Genomic DNA, 15,306 nt, shown 5'->3' on the forward strand with positions numbered 1-15,306 from the left:
GCAGTCTTGTAGGAGCGGCGCAAGCCGCGACCGCGTGGCATAGCGACTGCAAGGTCGGTGTCGCGGCTCGCGCCGCTCCTATCCCTAGAGCACGGTGGGTGGTGGATTGCGGGCACGCCGGCGAGACGTCGCTCACGGGATCTCCTGCAGTCATGGGCCGCGACCGCACCACCGCGCTGGTGTCGCAACTGAGGGGTCGGTGTCGCGGCTCGCGCCGCTCCTATCCCTAGAGCGCGATGGGGTGGTGGATTGCCGACAACTGCCGTTTCTACGAAGGCACGAACGCCTGTCCGACTTAACGCTTCTCGATGAAGCGCAGCCCCACGCCGGGTTCGGTCGCGATGTAGCGCGGTGCGGCGGCGTCGTCGCCCAGTTTGTGGCGCAGTTTGCCGACCAAAATGCGCAGGTAGTGGGTGTCTTCCTGGTGGGTCGGGCCCCACAGTTCGCGCAGCAACTGCGGCTGGGTGACCACGCGGCCGGCGTGCTGCACCAGCATCGCCAGCAGGGCATATTCCTTGCGCGCCAACACCACCGCTTCTCCGTCCAGGCTCACCTCGCGGCGGGCCAGGTCGATGTGCAGGCGGCCGTCGTCGAACACCGGCAGGGCCTCGCCTTGCGGGCCGTGCGCGCGCAGCAGGGCGCGGATCCGCGCCATGAGTTCCTGTACGCCGAACGGTTTGGTCACGTAGTCGTTGGCGCCGCCGTCGAGCGCGGCGACCTTCTCGGCCTCGCCGGCGCGCACGGTGAGCAGGATCACCGGCACGCTCGACCACTGGCGCAGTTCGCGCAGCACGTCGTGGCCGTCGCGATCGGGCAGGCCGAGGTCGAGCACGACCAGGTCGGCGCCGCGCGTGGCGAGAGCCTCCAGGCCGGCGCCGCCGGTGTCGGCCAGCTCCACCGCATAACCCTGGGCGCGCAGCGCGATGTCCAGGAACTTGCGGATCTGCGGCTCGTCGTCGATCACCAGCACGCGCGCCGGCGGGGTCGTGGCGGAAGGCGGGACGCGGTCCTCGGTCATGGGGCGGCGGGCGCGATGGGTTCGATGGGTTCGATGGGCGGCAGGGTAATCCGGATCGTGGTGCCGCGACGACCCTGCTCGTCGGCCAAACCAGGCAGGGCGACCACGTTGCCGCCATGCGCGCCGATCATGCCCTGGCAGATCGCCAGGCCCAGGCCGGTGCCCTGGCGGCCGCGCTCGCCGCCGCCTCTATCGCCGCGGCCGACGCTGTAGAACATGTCGAAGATCCGCGCGCGTTCGTCTTCGGGGATGCCGGGGCCGCGGTCGCTGACGTCGATGCGCAGCACCCGCGCCGGGCCGGCGCCGGGTTCGCCGTCGACCTGGCGCGCGTCGATGGTCACCGCCGCGTCCGGCGGCGAGAACTTCACCGCATTTTCGATCACGTTGAACAGCGCCTGCTCGACCAGCGCCGGATGCACCCAGATCGGGCGCAGCCCGGGCTCGATGCGCAACTCGAAGCGCGCCCGCGGCTCGTAGCGCTGCAGCCGCGTCACCGCCGAGCCGATCAACTCGTCGACGCCGATCCAGTCGCGATTGAGCGCCAGCCCGCCATGGCCGAGCCGGGTCATGTCGAGCAGGTTCTGGATGTAGCGATCCAGGCGCTCGCCTTCGATGCGGATGGTCTCGAGCAGGCTGTGCCGGTCTTCGCGCGGCATCGCCTCGGCATAGCTGTCCAGGCTGCTGGCGGCGCCGATGATCGAGGCCAGCGGCGAGCGCAGGTCGTGCGAGACCGAGGACAGCAGGGCCGAACGCAGGCGCTCGGTCTCGCCGCTGACGCGCGAGTCCTCGAGATCGGCGACCAGGCGCGTGCGCAGCACCGCCTGGGCGACGTCGTCGGTCATCGCTTCGGCCAGGCGGCGTTGCTCGGGCCCCAGCCGGGTCGACGACGGCGGAAAACGCAGCCCGATCACGCCCGCGGCCGGCGCGTCGGCGGCGCCGTTGCCCTGCAGCGGCAGCAGCCACCAGTCCGAGCCGGCCAGCGTGTCGGTGTAGCGCCCGGCGGGTTGGCGATGCTTGAGGCTCCAGTCGGCGGCGGCGCGGTCCTTGTCGCCCATCTCCGGCAGTGGCTCGCCGTGCATCGGGGTCGCGCCTATGTAGATGAAGGCCTCTGCGCCGAGCGAACGCTTGAGCGCGTCGCGGCCGGCGCGCACCACCTGGCCGACGTCGGCCGCGGTCGCCAGTTCGCGGCCCAGAGTCTGCAGTTCGGTGGCATGCGCATTGGAGGCGCGCAGCGCGAGCACCTGCATGCGCAGCTTCGAGGCCAGGCGCCCGGCGACCAGCGCCGCGGCCAGGAACAACAGCACCGTCGCCACGCCCTGGCGCGCGCCGATCAGCAGGGTGAAGCGCGGCTCGATGAAGAAGAAGTTGTAGGCGAGGAAACACAGGACCGAGGCGATCACCGCCGCGGTCATGCGGGTGCGCGCGGCGACCACGACCACCGCAACGATGAAGATCAGCGACAGGTCGCCCAGCCCGATCCAGCGCTCGGCGACCCAGGCCAGCGCGGTGGCGACGCTCGCGGCGACCACGGCCAGGCCGGCGTCGCTGCGGGTCAGCAGGCTGCGCAGGAAGGTGCCGCTCTGGCGCAGCGAACGGCGGGCGCGGGCGCGCGCCTCCGGCGTGCTGACGATGGTCAGTTCGTAATGCGCGCCGCGCTGGATCAGTTGCTGGGTCAGGGTGCGGTTGACCATGCGCGCCAACGGCCGTTCGCGGGTGCGGCCGAGCACGATGGTCGACACGCCGGCGCGTTCGCCGTGGTCGAGCAGGGCGTCGACGACGCTGTTGCCGTGCAACACCGCGGTGTCGCCGCCGAGCCGCCGGGCCAGGGCGAAGGCGCGGTCGAGTTCGGACTGGCGCGCCTCCTCCGGCGAGGCGCCGGTCTGCACGGTGACGACCAGCCAGGGAGCATCGCGGCGCTCGGCGAGGCGCCGCGCGACGCGGACCAGATACTCGGACTGGCCGAGGCCGTCGATCGCCACCATCACCGCGCGCCGCAACGGCACCCCGGGCAGACCGCGCGCAGCCTGGGCCTCGCGCAGATCGCTGTCGACCCGGTCGGCGGCGGTCTGCATCGCCAGCTCGCGCAAGGCGGTCAGGTTCGAGGGGGAGAAGAACGCCTGCAGCGCATGCGCGGCCTGCTCGGGCACATAGACCTTGCCCTGTTGCAGACGCTCGATCAGCTCGCGCGGCGGCAGATCGACCAGGACGATGTCGCGCAGGCGGTCGAACAGCGCATCCGGGACGGTCTCGCTGACCCGCACGCCGGTGATCCGATGGATGACGTCGTTGAGACTTTCCAGGTGCTGGATGTTGATCGTGGTGTAGACGTCGATGCCGGCGTCGAGCAGTTCCAGCACGTCCTGCCAGCGCCGCTGGTGACGGCTGCCCGGGGCATTGCGATGGGCGAGCTCGTCGACCAGCGCGACCGCGGGCTTGCGCGCGAGCACCGCATCGAGGTCCATCTCGTCGAGCGCACGTCCCTGATAATCCAGGCGCTTGCGCGGCAGCACCTCGAGGCCTTCGACCAGCGCGCCGGTTTCGGCGCGGCCGTGGGTTTCGACGATGGCGACGACCGTATCGACCCCGCGCCGCTGCAGCTCGCGTGCCCGCCCGAGCATGGCATAGGTTTTGCCGACGCCGGGCGCTGCGCCGAGAAAGATCGTCAGGCGCCCGGCGCCCTGGCGTTGCAGTTCGCCCATCAGGGCATCGGCTTGGGCGCTGCGCGGGTCGGTCATGAGGGGGATTGTGCGCTGGGTGGGTGAGGGAGGTGTAGGGAGGGGGTGGCGGTTTGCGGGTGGGGCTTGCGCATCGGCGCGGTGCGCGAGGCTATCGCCCTGGGGTTTCCGCATCGGCCTGGTGCGAAGCTATCCCCTGTAGGAGCGACGTGAGTCGCGAACGCTGGACGCGTAGAGATAGCGAGGTTGTCGTCATTCGCCGAAGCGGTGCGCTTTCGCCAGGGTAGGAGCGGCGCAAGCCGCGACATCGCTGTGGCGGTCTTGCGGCGCTTCTTTCGTTCAATAGATCAAAATCAAGATCAAACCCAAAGCTTCCGCCACTAAAGCGGCGGGTTACTTTCTTTTGTCTAAAGCAACAAAAGAAAGGTAACCAAAGAAAAGTACTTTTCTTTGAATCAAGGGCCCGCGCGAGCGGTGCATGCGCAGGGATTTTTCATACGGGACCTCCCTGTCCCGATGAAAAACGGCCTGCATCCGTGCAGGCCGCCCTCCGGGTCTTCTGTTGCCTTCGCTAGTGCGAAACGACGCACGGCAACGGCAACGGCAACGGCAACAGCAACAGCAAATGATCGCTTCAACGACGACGCCGCTCTTGGGCAGGAGCGGCGCGAGCCGCGACCGCGGGCATTCGGCCTCGCCGCGAAACCGCGGCGACCAGCGTCGCCTCAGCGCGCCGCATCGAGGGCCAGGTTGAGCTTGAGTACGTTCACTCTCGGCTCGCCAAGCAAACCGAACTGCGGGGCTTCGGTATGGGCGGCGATCAGCCGTTCGACATGCGCGCTGTCGAGGCCGCGAACGCGCGCCACACGGGCGGCCTGGATCCGCACGGCGCGCGGGGACAGGTGGGGATCGAGGCCGCCGCCGGATTGGGTCGCCAGTTCGGCCGGCACCTGCGACGGCGCGATGCCTTCGCGCTCGGCCACGGCGGCGGTAGTCTCGGCGATGCGCTTGCGCAGGTCCGGGTTGCTGCGCGCGAGGTTGCTGCCGGCGGCGGCCATCGGGTCGTAATTGGCGGCCGAGGGCCGGGGCTGGAAATAGCGGTCGGCGGCGAAGGGTTGGGCGATCAGCTCCGAGCCCACCGCACGGCCGTCGCGTTCGACCAGGCTGCCGGTCGCCTGCCACGGAAACGCCAGGCTTCCGAGCAGGGTGGCGGTCAGCGAATAAAGCAGGCCGAAGCCGAGCAGGGCGACGGCGGCGAACAGCAGCGGCGCGCGCAGCGGGACACGGTCGTCGATCTGGGCGGGCTGGATGGGATGGGTGTTCATGTGGGTGTCCTGTGGTGGGCGGCGAGGCGTGCGAGGCCCTCGGCGCGGCCCTGCTCCCGCGAGAGCAGGGCCGTGGTGGCGCGATGGTTCAGAAGATCGCAACCAAGGCCATGTCGATGAGTTTGATCGCCACGAACGGCAGTAACACGCCGCCAAGCCCGTAGACCAGCATGTTCCGGCGCAGCAGGGCGACCGCGGTCGCCGGCTTGAAGCGCACGCCGGCGAGGGCGAGCGGGATCAGCGCAGGAATGATGATCGCGTTGAAGATCAAGGCGGCCAGCACGGCATTGTTCGGGTTCGACAAACGCATGACGTTGAGCGCGGCCATTTGCGGGATCGCCGCGGCGAACAAGGCCGGCAGGATCGCGAAATACTTGGATACGTCGTTGGCGAGCGAGAACGTGGTCAGCGCGCCGCGGGTGATCAGCTGTCGCTTGCCGACCTCGACCACCGCCAACAGCTTGGCCGGGTCGGAATCCAGGTCGACCATGTTGCCGGCCTCTTTCGCCGCCTGGGTGCCGGAGTTCATCGCCAGGCCGACATCGGCCTGGGCCAGCGCCGGTGCGTCGTTGGTGCCGTCTCCGACCATCGCCACCAGGCGGCCGCCGGCCTGCTCGGCACGGATGCGCGCGAGTTTGTCCTCGGGCCGGGCCTCGGCGATGTAGTCGTCGACGCCGGCCTCGGCGGCGATCGCGGCGGCGGTGAGCGGGTTGTCGCCGGTGATCATGATCGTGCGCACGCCCATGGCGCGCAGGCGGGCGAAGCGTTCCTTGACGCCGTGCTTGACCACGTCGGAAAGCTCCACCACGCCAAGCACGTGGCGCCCTTCGGACACCACCAGCGGAGTAGCTCCGCCGCGTGCCACTTGTTCGATGCGCGCGGTGAGTTCCGAGGTCGCCTCGCCACCGAGCGATCGCACGTGCTGGGAGATCGCATCGCCCGCGCCCTTGCGGATCGAACGTGCGCCGCCGGCGGCCTCGGCCGGCAGATCGACGCCGGACATGCGGGTCTGCGCGGTGAACTGGACGTAGTCGGCGCGCTCGGGCTCGGCCACGGCGCTGTGCAGTTCGCGCGCCAGACGCACGATGGACTTGCCTTCCGGCGTGGGGTCGGCGAGCGAGGACAGCAGGGCGGCGTCGCGCAACTGCGCATGATCGACGCCGGCGAGCGGATGGAACGCGGTCGCCTGGCGGTCGCCGTGGGTGATGGTGCCGGTCTTGTCGAGCAGCAGCACGTCGACGTCGCCGGCGATTTCGACCGCCTTGCCGGATTTCGCCAGCACGTTCGCCGACAGCGCGCGGTTCATGCCGGCGATGCCGATCGCCGGCAACAGGCCGCCGATGGTGGTCGGGATCAGGCACACGAGCAGCGCGATCAGCAATAGCGGGTCGAGCTTGGCGCCGACGAAGCCGGCGAAGAACGGCAGGGTCGCGACCACGATCAGAAAGGTCAGGGTCATCGCCGCGAGCAGCATGGTCAGGGCGATCTCGTTCGGCGTCTTCTGCCGGTTGGCGCCCTCGACCAAGGCGATCATGCGGTCGAGGAAGCTGTGGCCGGGTTCGGCGCTGACTTCGATCACGATCTCGTCCGACAGCACCTTGGTGCCGCCGATCACGCCGGAGCGGTCGGTGCCGGCCTCGCGCAGCACCGGCGCGGATTCGCCGGTCACCGCCGACTCGTTGATCGTCGCCAGGCCGCGCACGATTTCGCCGTCGGCCGGGATCAGCTCGTTGGCCGAAACGATGACCCGGTCGCCGGGCTTCAAGCTCGACGCCGGCACGCGGGTTTCGTTATGGCCGACGGTGTCGAGCTTGCGCGCGACCAGGTCCCGCCGCGCTGCGCGCAGGGACGCCGCCTGGCCGCGGCCGCGCGCTTCGGCCACGGCTTCGGCGAAGTTGGCGAACAACACCGTCACCAGCAGGATCGCGGTGACCGCGGCGCCGAAGCCGAGGTGCCCGGGCACGAACACCGTGATCAGCCCCGACAGGACCGTGCCGAGCAGCACCACGGCCATGATCGGGCTGTGCACGGCATGGCGCGGCGACAGTTTGAGGAAAGATTCGAGCACGGCCGCGCGTACGCCGGCGGCGTCGAGGCCGGCGACCGCCGAATGGCGGCGCTGCACTCCGAGATGGGTTTGTTCGGTCACGATGGCTTACCTCAGAGAGCGGGGCTGCTCGGCGCCGGCGCGGCGCTGGCAGACAGCGTCAGGTGATCGGCGACGGGGCCGAGCACCAGCGCGGGCATGAATTGCAGGACGGTCAGGACCACGATCACCGCGATCAGGGTCAGGGCGAAGGTCGGCGTTTCGGCGTGCAGGGTGCCGGCGCTTTCCGGCGCAACGCGTTTGCGCGACAGCAGGCCGGCGACCGCGAGTGGAATGATCAGCGCAGGATAGCGGCCGAGGGCGAGTACGGCGGCACAGCTCAGGTTCCACCAATAGCTCGCATCGCCGAGCCCCTCGAAGCCCGAGCCGTTGTTGGCGTAGGCCGAGGTGTACTCGTAGAACACCTGGCTGATGCCATGGAAGCCCGGATTGGAGTTGCCGGTGATCGACGGAACCGCCAGGGCGATCGCACTGAAGCCCAGCACGACCAGCGGTTGCAGCAGGATCAGCAGGGCCAGCAAGCGCACTTCCGGCGCTTCGATCTTGCGGCCGAACAGTTCCGGCGTGCGTCCGGTCATCAGCCCGGCGAGGAACACCGACAGCAGCAGATAGACCAGGAACTGCTGCAGGCCGCAACCGATGCCGCCCCAGATCGCGTTGATCAACATGTTGACCATCGCCATCGCGCCGGTCAGCGGTGCCAGCGAGTCGTGCATGGCGTTGACCGAGCCGTTGCTGCTCTGCGTGGTCAGCGCGCTCCACAGCGCCGAATCGCCGGCGCCGAAACGGGTCTCCTTGCCTTCCATCAGGGCGACGTCGGCGCTGCTCGACGAATAAGCTTCCGAACCGACGGTCAGGCCGGTGGAGATCACCGACATCAGCAGCATGCTGCCGAACACCAGAGCGGTGAATCGCCGGCGGCCGGTGAACGGGCCGATCATGAAAGTCACCGCGACCGGGATCAGGATCAGCGCCAGGGTTTCCAGCAGGTTGGCGAACGGCGTGGGGTTCTCCAGCGGCACCGCGCTGTTCGGGCCGTACCAGCCGCCGCCGTTGGTGCCGAGCTGCTTGGCCGCGACCATGGACGCGACCGGCCCCATAGGTATTTTCTGATCCTTCAGCCCCGCGCTGTGGTCGAGCGGCGCGACGCTGGCCGCTCCTTGCAAGGTCGAAGGCACGCCCTGCGACGTCAGCAGCACCGCCCAGACCAAGCACAGCGGCAGCATGAAGCGCACGGTGGCGCGGGTCACGTCGACCCAGTAGTTGCCCAGATCGCGCGGCGCGCCCTCGGCCGGCGCCGCGGCGTGCGCGCCCATCGCCTGGCGCCCGCCGAACAGGCCGCGCAAGGTCGCGACCACGATCGCCAGGCCCATCATCGGCGTGACCACCTGCAGGCCGACGATGCCGATCATCTGCGAGAGATAGCTCAGCTGCGCCTGGCCGGAGTAGTGCTGCTGGTTGGTGTTGGTGAGGAACGACACCATCGTGTGCAGCGCGGTGTCCCAGCGCAGGTTCGGGATGCCGTCGGGATTGAGCGGCAGCCACGCCTGGGTCATGAACAACGTCCAGACCAACACCGCCAGCACGAGGTTGCTGAAGGCGAACGCGAGTGCATAGCCGCGCCAGCTCATGCCGCGCGCGGCGTCGACGCCGAGCAGACGATAGACGCCGCGTTCCAGCGGCCCGAACAGCGCGTCCAGGCGCGAACGGTCGCCGCGCATGACCCGCGCCAGGTAGCGGCCGAGCGGCCAACCCAGGCCGATCGCGAGCGCGAATACGAGAAAGATTTCGATCATGGGGAAACACCGGGCGGTGATGGGTCCGTCGCGGCGCATCCGGCGCCTGCGGGGACCGCGCGCGGGCGAATCCGCCCGGGCGCTGAGGAAGGCGATGCGGACCGGTCCTGGCCCGCACGAAGTCGGCGCGGGCTAGAAGTCTTCCGGGCGCAGCACGACGTAGAGCAGGTAAGCGCCGGCCACCAGGACCGACACCGCGCACAACAGGGAAAGCCAAGCGGGCATGAGCACTACTCCTGTCAGAAGGACGCCTGCACGGCCGCTTCGATGCGCGAACCGGCCAGCGAATCGCCGAAGATGCGTTCGGCGTTGCGATCGGTGGCGTGCGCGGTCAGGCGCAACTCGACGTTCGCTTTTGAAGCGGAGGCCTTGACCGCCCAGATCGCGCTGAGCTGGCCGTGGCTGTAACTGCGGTCGTAGACGTCGTCGAGAAAGTAATGACCGGCCGCGGCTTCGAAGCGCAGCGCGTCGTTGACCGGAAAGCGCGCGCCGACCTGCGAATACAGGCCGCGTTGCTTGCTGCCGAGTGCTTCGTTCGAGTAGCCCAGCGACAGCCAGTAATTGCCGCGGTAGGTCACGCTGCCGTTGAACTCGGTCCAGTCGAGGTCGGTGGTCGTCGACGGATAGCGGTAGTGCAGGACGTTGACGTCCACCGCCCAATGCTCGGCGACCTGGCCGGCCCAGCCGAGGGTGAAGTCGAATTCGCTGCTGGCATGAGTCTGCGGGGCGAACTCGACGTTCGAGCCCCAGACCGAACCATAGAGGCCGTTGGCAGCGGCGGCCTTGAAGCCGGCTTGCACGGCCGGATCGCCCTGGGTCTGGGAGCTGCCGCGCCAGACGTAGTCGCTGGCGAGCGCGGCCGAGCCGCTGAGTTGGATGCCGCCTGGTTCGGCGGCGTGCGCCCGGGTGCCGAGCGCGAGCAGGCCGACGCCGGCGCAGACGGCCAGGACCAGCGGAACGGCGGCTTCGCGGCTGCGAAAGAGGTGGTGCGACGACATGATGGATTCCGGATGAAGAGGCCTGTCTGGCCACCTCGCCATTCTCGGAACCGCAGGCGTAAAGCCGCTATTTCGCGGGTGCCGTCGCCGCGTAAATTCGCCGTAAAACTTCGGGGCTCCGGCGTAAATCGCTGTGTGGGCCGTGTTGAAGGGTCGGGGCGGCGTGGGCCGCGACCGCGATGCCGCATCAACGGCGACACCATGGCTACGACGGCGCTTTATTGCCGCGGTCGCCGCGTGCGCCGCTCCTGCCCCATGCGGGTTTTATCGGCGTAGCAGCGCCTTGACCACCGCGCCGGGCCGCTTCATCCAGGAAAAATGATCGGCGCGGGTGCCGAGATCGCGCGTTCCCAGCAGCAGGTTTTCGCTGTGAGCGCGCGGCAGCTTCGACAGCAGATAACGCACCGACCCCGGCGGCACCAGCCAATCGTCGTCCATCGAGACCGCGCGCGCGTCGACCGCGACCTGCGCCATGCCCGCTTCGAGGTCGGCGTCGATGCCGGCCGCGGCGTAACGGCCGCTCAAGGCGGTGCGGCCCCAATCGCGGATCAGGCTGCGCGCTTCGTTGCCGCCGAAGCCGATGCGATGGCCGGGCAAGGTGCCGTTGACTTGTGCCAGCCAGGGCAGGAAGCGGTAGACCGGCGGCATCGCGATGCGGGTCGGCATCGGGAAGGTGCGCCAATACGGCGCGCCGCTGGCGACCAGCCACAGCGAGGTCGGCATGGCCGGATCGTCATGCAGCGACGCCAAGCCCAGGCGCATGCAGGCGAACTGACCGCCGAGGCTGTGGCCGCCGATGATGCGCGGCACTTCCGGCAGGGCCGCGGCGACCGCGGCATCGCTGACCGGCAGATCGTCGAGCAGCAGCTCGCGATAGCCCCAATCGCTGGCGCGGCTGGCGCGTACGCTGCTGCTGCCGTTGCCGCGCCACTCGTGCAGGTACACGGCGATGCCTTGCGCCGCCAGGGCCTCGGCGAAGGGCAGGTAATGGCGCGCGGCGACACCGAGCGCGGGCAGCCACAGCAGGCTCGCGCTCGGTTCGGAGGGGACGCGCGCGTAAAGATTCCAACGGTGGCCATCCCCGGCGCGCAGCGGCATCCCCGACGGCTCGTGACGATCAGCCATGCGGCGCGGCGCCGAAGTGGTCGAGCACCAGGACTTCGCTGCGCCCCGGGCGATAGCCCAGGCGCAACGCGGCGTGCACGTAGTCGGCCGCAGCGACGCAGGCTTCCTCGAGCGAACGCCCCAGACACAGATTCGCCGCGACCGCCGACGCCAGGGTGCAGCCGGTGCCATGGGCGTTGAGCCGCAGGCGCGGATGGGCGATCTCGCGTACCTGCGCGCCGCCGTCGGCGAACAGATCGACGACATCGCCCTGGCCGGGCAGGTGCCCGCCCTTGAGCAACACCGCGCGCGCGCCGAGCGCCGACAGACCGTCGAGGGCGCCGCGCATGCCATCGAGATCGCCGATGGCGGTGCCGAGCAGCAGTTCCGCTTCCGGCAGGTTCGGCGTGACCAGGCTCGCCAACGGCAGCAGACGCGTGCGCATGGCGTCCAGGGCCGAGGCTTCGAGCAGGCGCGCCCCGGAGGTCGCGACCATGACCGGATCGAGCACCACGTACTCGGGGCGGTAATGCTCGAGCGCCTCGGCGACGGCAAGGATCGCACCGGCGTTGGCGAGCATGCCGAGCTTGACCGCGCGCACCTCGAAATCCTCGAAGCAGGCGTCGATCTGCGCGCGCAGGAAGCCGGTATCGGGCACATGCACCGCGCTCACCCCGCGGGTGTGCTGGGCGGTCAGGGCCGCCAGCGCGCTGAGCCCGTGCACGCGATGCGCGGCGAACGTCTTGAGATCGGCCTGGATGCCGGCGCCGCCGCCGGAGTCGGAGCCGGCGATGGTAAGGGCGGATAGGGGGCGCTGGATCATCGAATAAAGGGCAGGCAATGGCGTCGTGCCGGCCGATCTCGACCGAGGTGCGCTGGATCGGCGGGCGCTGACAGTGGCCCCATCTTATCCGGCCTGCCGGCCACGGCGCCTGCTATCACTTGCCGTCGGCGGAAGCCTTCGCCATCAGCGAAATCGTCGCGACCAGTTGCTTGCGCAGGGAGAACGGCAAGCGGCGCAGGGCGTTGAGGCATTCCTCCTCGATATCGTCCTGGGCGTAGTCCGCAGGGCGCAAGGCCGGCGTCCAGGCGCCGTCGTCGGGCCGGATCTGGCCGCGTCCGGTGCCGAGCCATTCCAGGCAGACCCCGGTCACTTCGGCGATCGCCAGCAGGTGATGCATCGAAGGGTGGCTGCCGGCGGTCCGTTCCCACTGGGCGACGGCGCTGCGCTGCACGCCGACCGCGTTGGCCAAGGCCAGTTGCGAGGTGCGCGAAAGGGCGCGTGCGCGTCTGATGCGTTCGGGCAATGCCGACATCTCCGGTCTCCCCTGAAGACTAGCGGTCATCTTGCATGAGTGTTCGCTAACACGACAGCGAAACTGGTCGCTATTAGTGCAGTTCCCCTAACCCAAGGCTTGCGGATTGCTTAGTCAGTCACAAGGCCGTTGTGCAAAGCCCGATTCGGCGTGGCTGCTTCTGCGTACAACGTGGACGGTTAGCAAAAGCGGACATTGCCGTTGGAAGGCGCGATGCACTATCCATGCAGGGCACGCAAGCGCACCTCCCCCGCATCGGGATGCCACCGTGTCCTCGCCGCGCCGCAAGGCGCTCGTCTCTCTCTACTGGAAGGAAGGGCGGTTACGATGATTACGAAAGGGAAACTATTGGTCGGGCTGCTGGTGATCGGGCTGCCTGCGGCGGCCTTCGGGGTCAACTGGGCGGTCAATTACGACAGCGGCCTGGCGCCGGAGGGCATGCGCGCCGAACTGAGTCGGGACATCGTGTCGCGCTGGCAGCCGTACGTGGATCAAACTTACGGGAAATCGGCCAGCGGTTGGGGCGAGCGGATGCAGGCGACTTTCGCGGACGCCGACATTGCCAATCTGGAACGGGCGGCCAGTGCGAATAGTTTTCGCGACATGACCCATGCCTTGCTCGGTGGGGCGGGCTCGGTCGACATGCAGGGCGCGCCGGACACGACCACTGCTGCCATCACGACGGCTTCATTCGGTTCCCCAGGTACGGAACTGGTCTATACGCCGCTGACCCCCTGCCGGATCATCGATACCCGCATCGTTGGCGGTCCGCTGGCGGCGAACACTACGCGTAGCTATAACAGCTTCACCGCCACTGACTTCACCTTCCAAGGCGGCGACGCCTCCAACTGCAACATACCCGCGGATGTCTCCGCGCTGACGGTCAAGATCGCGTCGTCGAATCCGCAGCAGTCGGGCTTCCTCACGGCTTATCCTTCCAGCGAGACTAGGCCTTTGGCGTCGACTCTTAATTACAATGTGAGCGGCGGCACCGTGTTCTCCAACGAAGCCCACATCAAGCTTTGTCGTCCCGGCTGCGAAAAGCAATTTAATGTCTATAGTATCGGCCAGACAGACGTGGTCATGGATGTGACTGGCTACTACAAGGAGCCCGCCGCGACCGCGCTGGACTGCACGTACGCCCAGCAGACCGGCTTGCTTGATCTACTCGGCGGCCTGCAGACCCGGACTATCGATTGCCCGACCAACTACACCGCGACCAGCGGGTCGTGCACAGGCGCGTTGGGGCTGACGGTCAGCGGATCGGATGCCAATGTGGTGAACGGCAAGCTGGTCGGCTGGAAGTGCGATCTGGTCGGCTCGCTCCTCAGCGCTATCGCCTACAAGGCCACCGCCACTTGCTGCCGGGTGCCGGGCAGCTGAGCCCCATCGTTTCCGCATGAACGAACAAGCCGGCGCATGCGCCGGCTTGTTCGTTACGGGACACGACGATTAACCCACGCTTGGGCTTACAGCACTTCCGACGCGTAATCAGCCAACCGCGACCGCTCGCCGCGGCGCAGGGTCACGTGGGCGCTGTGGGCCCAACCCTTGAAGCGGTCGACCGCGTAGGTCAGGCCCGAAGTGGTTTCGGTCAAGTAGGGCGTGTCGATCTGTTCGACGTTGCCGAGGCAGACGATCTTGGTGCCGGGGCCGGCACGGGTGATCAGGGTCTTCATCTGCTTCGGGGTCAGGTTCTGCGCTTCGTCGAGGATCAGCCAGCGGCTCAGGAAGGTGCGGCCGCGCATGAAGTTCATCGAGCGGATCTTGATGCGAGAGGCGAGCAGGTCGTTGGTCGCCGCGCGGCCCCAGGCGCCGCCTTCCTGGTTGTGGGTCAGCACTTCCAGGTTGTCGGTCAGCGCGCCCATCCAAGGCGTCATCTTTTCCTCCTCGGTGCCGGGCAGGAAGCCGATGTCCTCGCCGACGCTGACCGTCGCGCGGGTCATGATGATCTCGCGGTAGCGCTGCTGGTCCATGGTCTGGGCCAGGCCGGCGGCGAGCGCCAGCAGGGTCTTGCCGGTGCCGGCCGTGCCGAGCAGGGTGACGAAGTCGATCTCCGGGTCCATCAGCGCGTTGAGGGCGAAGTTCTGCTCGCGATTGCGCGCGATGATGCCCCACACCGCATGCTGGTTGTGGCGGTAGTCGTCGACGATCTGCAACTGGACGCGGTCTTCGCCGACCTTGGTGACCTTGAGCTCGGACTCGTCGTCGCCGGGCAGGTAGAGGAACTGGTTCGGGTACCAGTCGTCGTTCTCGGTGCGGTTGATCTCGTAATAGGTGCGGCCTTTCTCGGTCCAGGACTTGAGGTCCTGGCCGTGGCGCTGCCAGAAGTCGTCCGGCAAAGCGGTCGCGCCGGTGTAGAGCAGGCTGAAGTCGTCGAGCGCACGGTCGTTCTCGTAGTCCTCCGACACGATGCCGGCGATCGAGGCCTTGATGCGCAGGTTGATGTCCTTGGACACGAACACCACCGGCACGCCGGGCTCCTGCTCTTGCAGGGCGAGGATCGCGCCGAGGATCTGGTTGTCCGGAATCACCGCGCTGAAGCGCTTGCCGGCGTCGAAGGAGCCGGTCTGGAATCGCAGCTTGCCGATGCTCTGCGCGCCGCGCAGCTGCAGGCCTTGCGGGCGGTTGAGGGTGATGCCGGTGCTGATCTTGTCGGTGCCTTCGGCCTGGATCAGTTCGTTGAGGAAGCGGCTGACCTGGCGCGCGTTGCGGCTGGCTTCGGAGGTGCCTTTCTTGCCGTTGTCCAACTCCTCGATGACTTGCATCGGCAGGTAGACATCGTGTTCCTGGAACTTGAACAGCGCGGTCGGGTCGTGCATGAGCACGTTGGTGTCGAGCACGTAGATCCGCTTGCTTCTGGTCATTCGGAAGTCTCGTCGGAGATGATGGGCGATGCGTTGGTTTGCGACGGCGGAACGGGGTGGCGCAGCCGGCGAAGGCGCTGGAGCGAGTGTCGGTCAGCGG

The 15,306-nt window shown here is 68.2% G+C and carries 12 protein-coding genes; 1 reads left to right on the forward strand and 11 read right to left on the reverse strand.

All coding sequences use genetic code 11. The annotated features are described in order from the left end of the window. Positions 1–295: 295 nt before the first annotated feature. The 10 genes from ACSAMQ_RS02880 to ACSAMQ_RS02925 form a co-directional block, all read right to left on the reverse strand. Positions 296–1,018, reverse strand: coding sequence for a response regulator (locus ACSAMQ_RS02880; protein WP_435394197.1), 723 nt, complete (start codon positions 1,016–1,018; stop codon positions 296–298). After that, entirely contained in the window at positions 1,015–3,753 is a 2,739-nt protein-coding gene (locus tag ACSAMQ_RS02885) for an ATP-binding protein (protein ID WP_435394198.1), read from the reverse strand. Before ACSAMQ_RS02885 ends, ACSAMQ_RS02880 begins: the two co-directional genes overlap by 4 nt. Before the next feature lie 665 nt (positions 3,754–4,418). After that, complete coding sequence (gene kdpC, locus ACSAMQ_RS02890; RefSeq protein ID WP_435394199.1) at positions 4,419–5,018, reverse strand: potassium-transporting ATPase subunit KdpC; 600 nt, start codon at positions 5,016–5,018, stop codon at positions 4,419–4,421. A gap of 88 nt (positions 5,019–5,106) precedes the next feature. Beyond that, positions 5,107–7,167, reverse strand: a complete 2,061-nt coding sequence (gene kdpB / locus ACSAMQ_RS02895; protein WP_435394200.1) for a potassium-transporting ATPase subunit KdpB — start codon at positions 7,165–7,167, stop codon at positions 5,107–5,109. Between the two features lie 11 nt (positions 7,168–7,178). Further along, positions 7,179–8,921, reverse strand: a complete 1,743-nt coding sequence (kdpA, locus tag ACSAMQ_RS02900) for a potassium-transporting ATPase subunit KdpA (protein ID WP_435394201.1) — start codon at positions 8,919–8,921, stop codon at positions 7,179–7,181. A 132-nt stretch (positions 8,922–9,053) separates the two neighbouring features. Further along, positions 9,054–9,146 carry a potassium-transporting ATPase subunit F gene (locus ACSAMQ_RS02905; RefSeq protein WP_435394202.1) on the reverse strand — a complete coding sequence of 31 codons (93 nt, stop codon included), beginning with the start codon at positions 9,144–9,146 and terminating at the stop codon, positions 9,054–9,056. Positions 9,147–9,160: 14 nt separating this feature from the next. Then, positions 9,161–9,919 (reverse strand): TorF family putative porin, encoded by a 759-nt coding sequence (locus ACSAMQ_RS02910; RefSeq protein WP_435394203.1) that lies wholly within the window; start codon positions 9,917–9,919, stop codon positions 9,161–9,163. A 264-nt stretch (positions 9,920–10,183) separates the two neighbouring features. Continuing rightward, positions 10,184–11,044: an alpha/beta hydrolase family protein gene (locus tag ACSAMQ_RS02915; protein ID WP_435394204.1), complete on the reverse strand. Its 861-nt coding sequence runs from the start codon at positions 11,042–11,044 to the stop codon at positions 10,184–10,186. After that, complete coding sequence (gene thiD / locus ACSAMQ_RS02920; RefSeq protein WP_435394205.1) at positions 11,037–11,846, reverse strand: bifunctional hydroxymethylpyrimidine kinase/phosphomethylpyrimidine kinase; 810 nt, start codon at positions 11,844–11,846, stop codon at positions 11,037–11,039. Before thiD ends, ACSAMQ_RS02915 begins: the two co-directional genes overlap by 8 nt. A 115-nt stretch (positions 11,847–11,961) precedes the next feature. Next, the gene (locus ACSAMQ_RS02925) at positions 11,962–12,339 is read right to left on the reverse strand and encodes a helix-turn-helix transcriptional regulator (protein WP_435394206.1); all 378 of its coding nucleotides are present in this window, start codon (positions 12,337–12,339) and stop codon (positions 11,962–11,964) included. Positions 12,340–12,666: 327 nt separating this feature from the next. Between ACSAMQ_RS02925 and ACSAMQ_RS02930 the strand changes: the two genes are divergently transcribed. Further along, the gene (locus ACSAMQ_RS02930; protein ID WP_435394207.1) at positions 12,667–13,722 is read left to right on the forward strand and encodes a hypothetical protein; all 1,056 of its coding nucleotides are present in this window, start codon (positions 12,667–12,669) and stop codon (positions 13,720–13,722) included. An 86-nt stretch (positions 13,723–13,808) separates the two neighbouring features. On the opposite strand, the gene ACSAMQ_RS02935 is transcribed toward ACSAMQ_RS02930, so the two are convergent. Next, on the reverse strand, positions 13,809–15,206 hold the full coding sequence (locus tag ACSAMQ_RS02935) for a PhoH family protein (RefSeq protein ID WP_435394208.1): 1,398 nt from the start codon (positions 15,204–15,206) through the stop codon (positions 13,809–13,811). Positions 15,207–15,306: the final 100 nt, after the last annotated feature.

Origin of the sequence: Lysobacter sp. 1R34A (assembly GCF_051217035.1) — a bacterium.
Lineage (GTDB): Bacteria > Pseudomonadota > Gammaproteobacteria > Xanthomonadales > Xanthomonadaceae > Lysobacter.

Coding starts and splice junctions, on each gene's coding strand:
- ACSAMQ_RS02880 (WP_435394197.1), bottom strand. CDS start 1,018: ATGACCGAGGACCGCGTCCCGCCTTCCGCCACGACCCCGCCGGCGCGC.
- ACSAMQ_RS02885 (WP_435394198.1), bottom strand. CDS start 3,753: ATGACCGACCCGCGCAGCGCCCAAGCCGATGCCCTGATGGGCGAACTG.
- kdpC (WP_435394199.1), bottom strand. CDS start 5,018: ATGAACACCCATCCCATCCAGCCCGCCCAGATCGACGACCGTGTCCCG.
- kdpA (WP_435394201.1), bottom strand. CDS start 8,921: ATGATCGAAATCTTTCTCGTATTCGCGCTCGCGATCGGCCTGGGTTGG.
- ACSAMQ_RS02905 (WP_435394202.1), bottom strand. CDS start 9,146: ATGCCCGCTTGGCTTTCCCTGTTGTGCGCGGTGTCGGTCCTGGTGGCC.
- ACSAMQ_RS02910 (WP_435394203.1), bottom strand. CDS start 9,919: ATGTCGTCGCACCACCTCTTTCGCAGCCGCGAAGCCGCCGTTCCGCTG.
- ACSAMQ_RS02915 (WP_435394204.1), bottom strand. CDS start 11,044: ATGGCTGATCGTCACGAGCCGTCGGGGATGCCGCTGCGCGCCGGGGAT.
- thiD (WP_435394205.1), bottom strand. CDS start 11,846: ATGATCCAGCGCCCCCTATCCGCCCTTACCATCGCCGGCTCCGACTCC.
- ACSAMQ_RS02925 (WP_435394206.1), bottom strand. CDS start 12,339: ATGTCGGCATTGCCCGAACGCATCAGACGCGCACGCGCCCTTTCGCGC.
- ACSAMQ_RS02930 (WP_435394207.1), top strand. CDS start 12,667: ATGATTACGAAAGGGAAACTATTGGTCGGGCTGCTGGTGATCGGGCTG.
- ACSAMQ_RS02935 (WP_435394208.1), bottom strand. CDS start 15,206: ATGACCAGAAGCAAGCGGATCTACGTGCTCGACACCAACGTGCTCATG.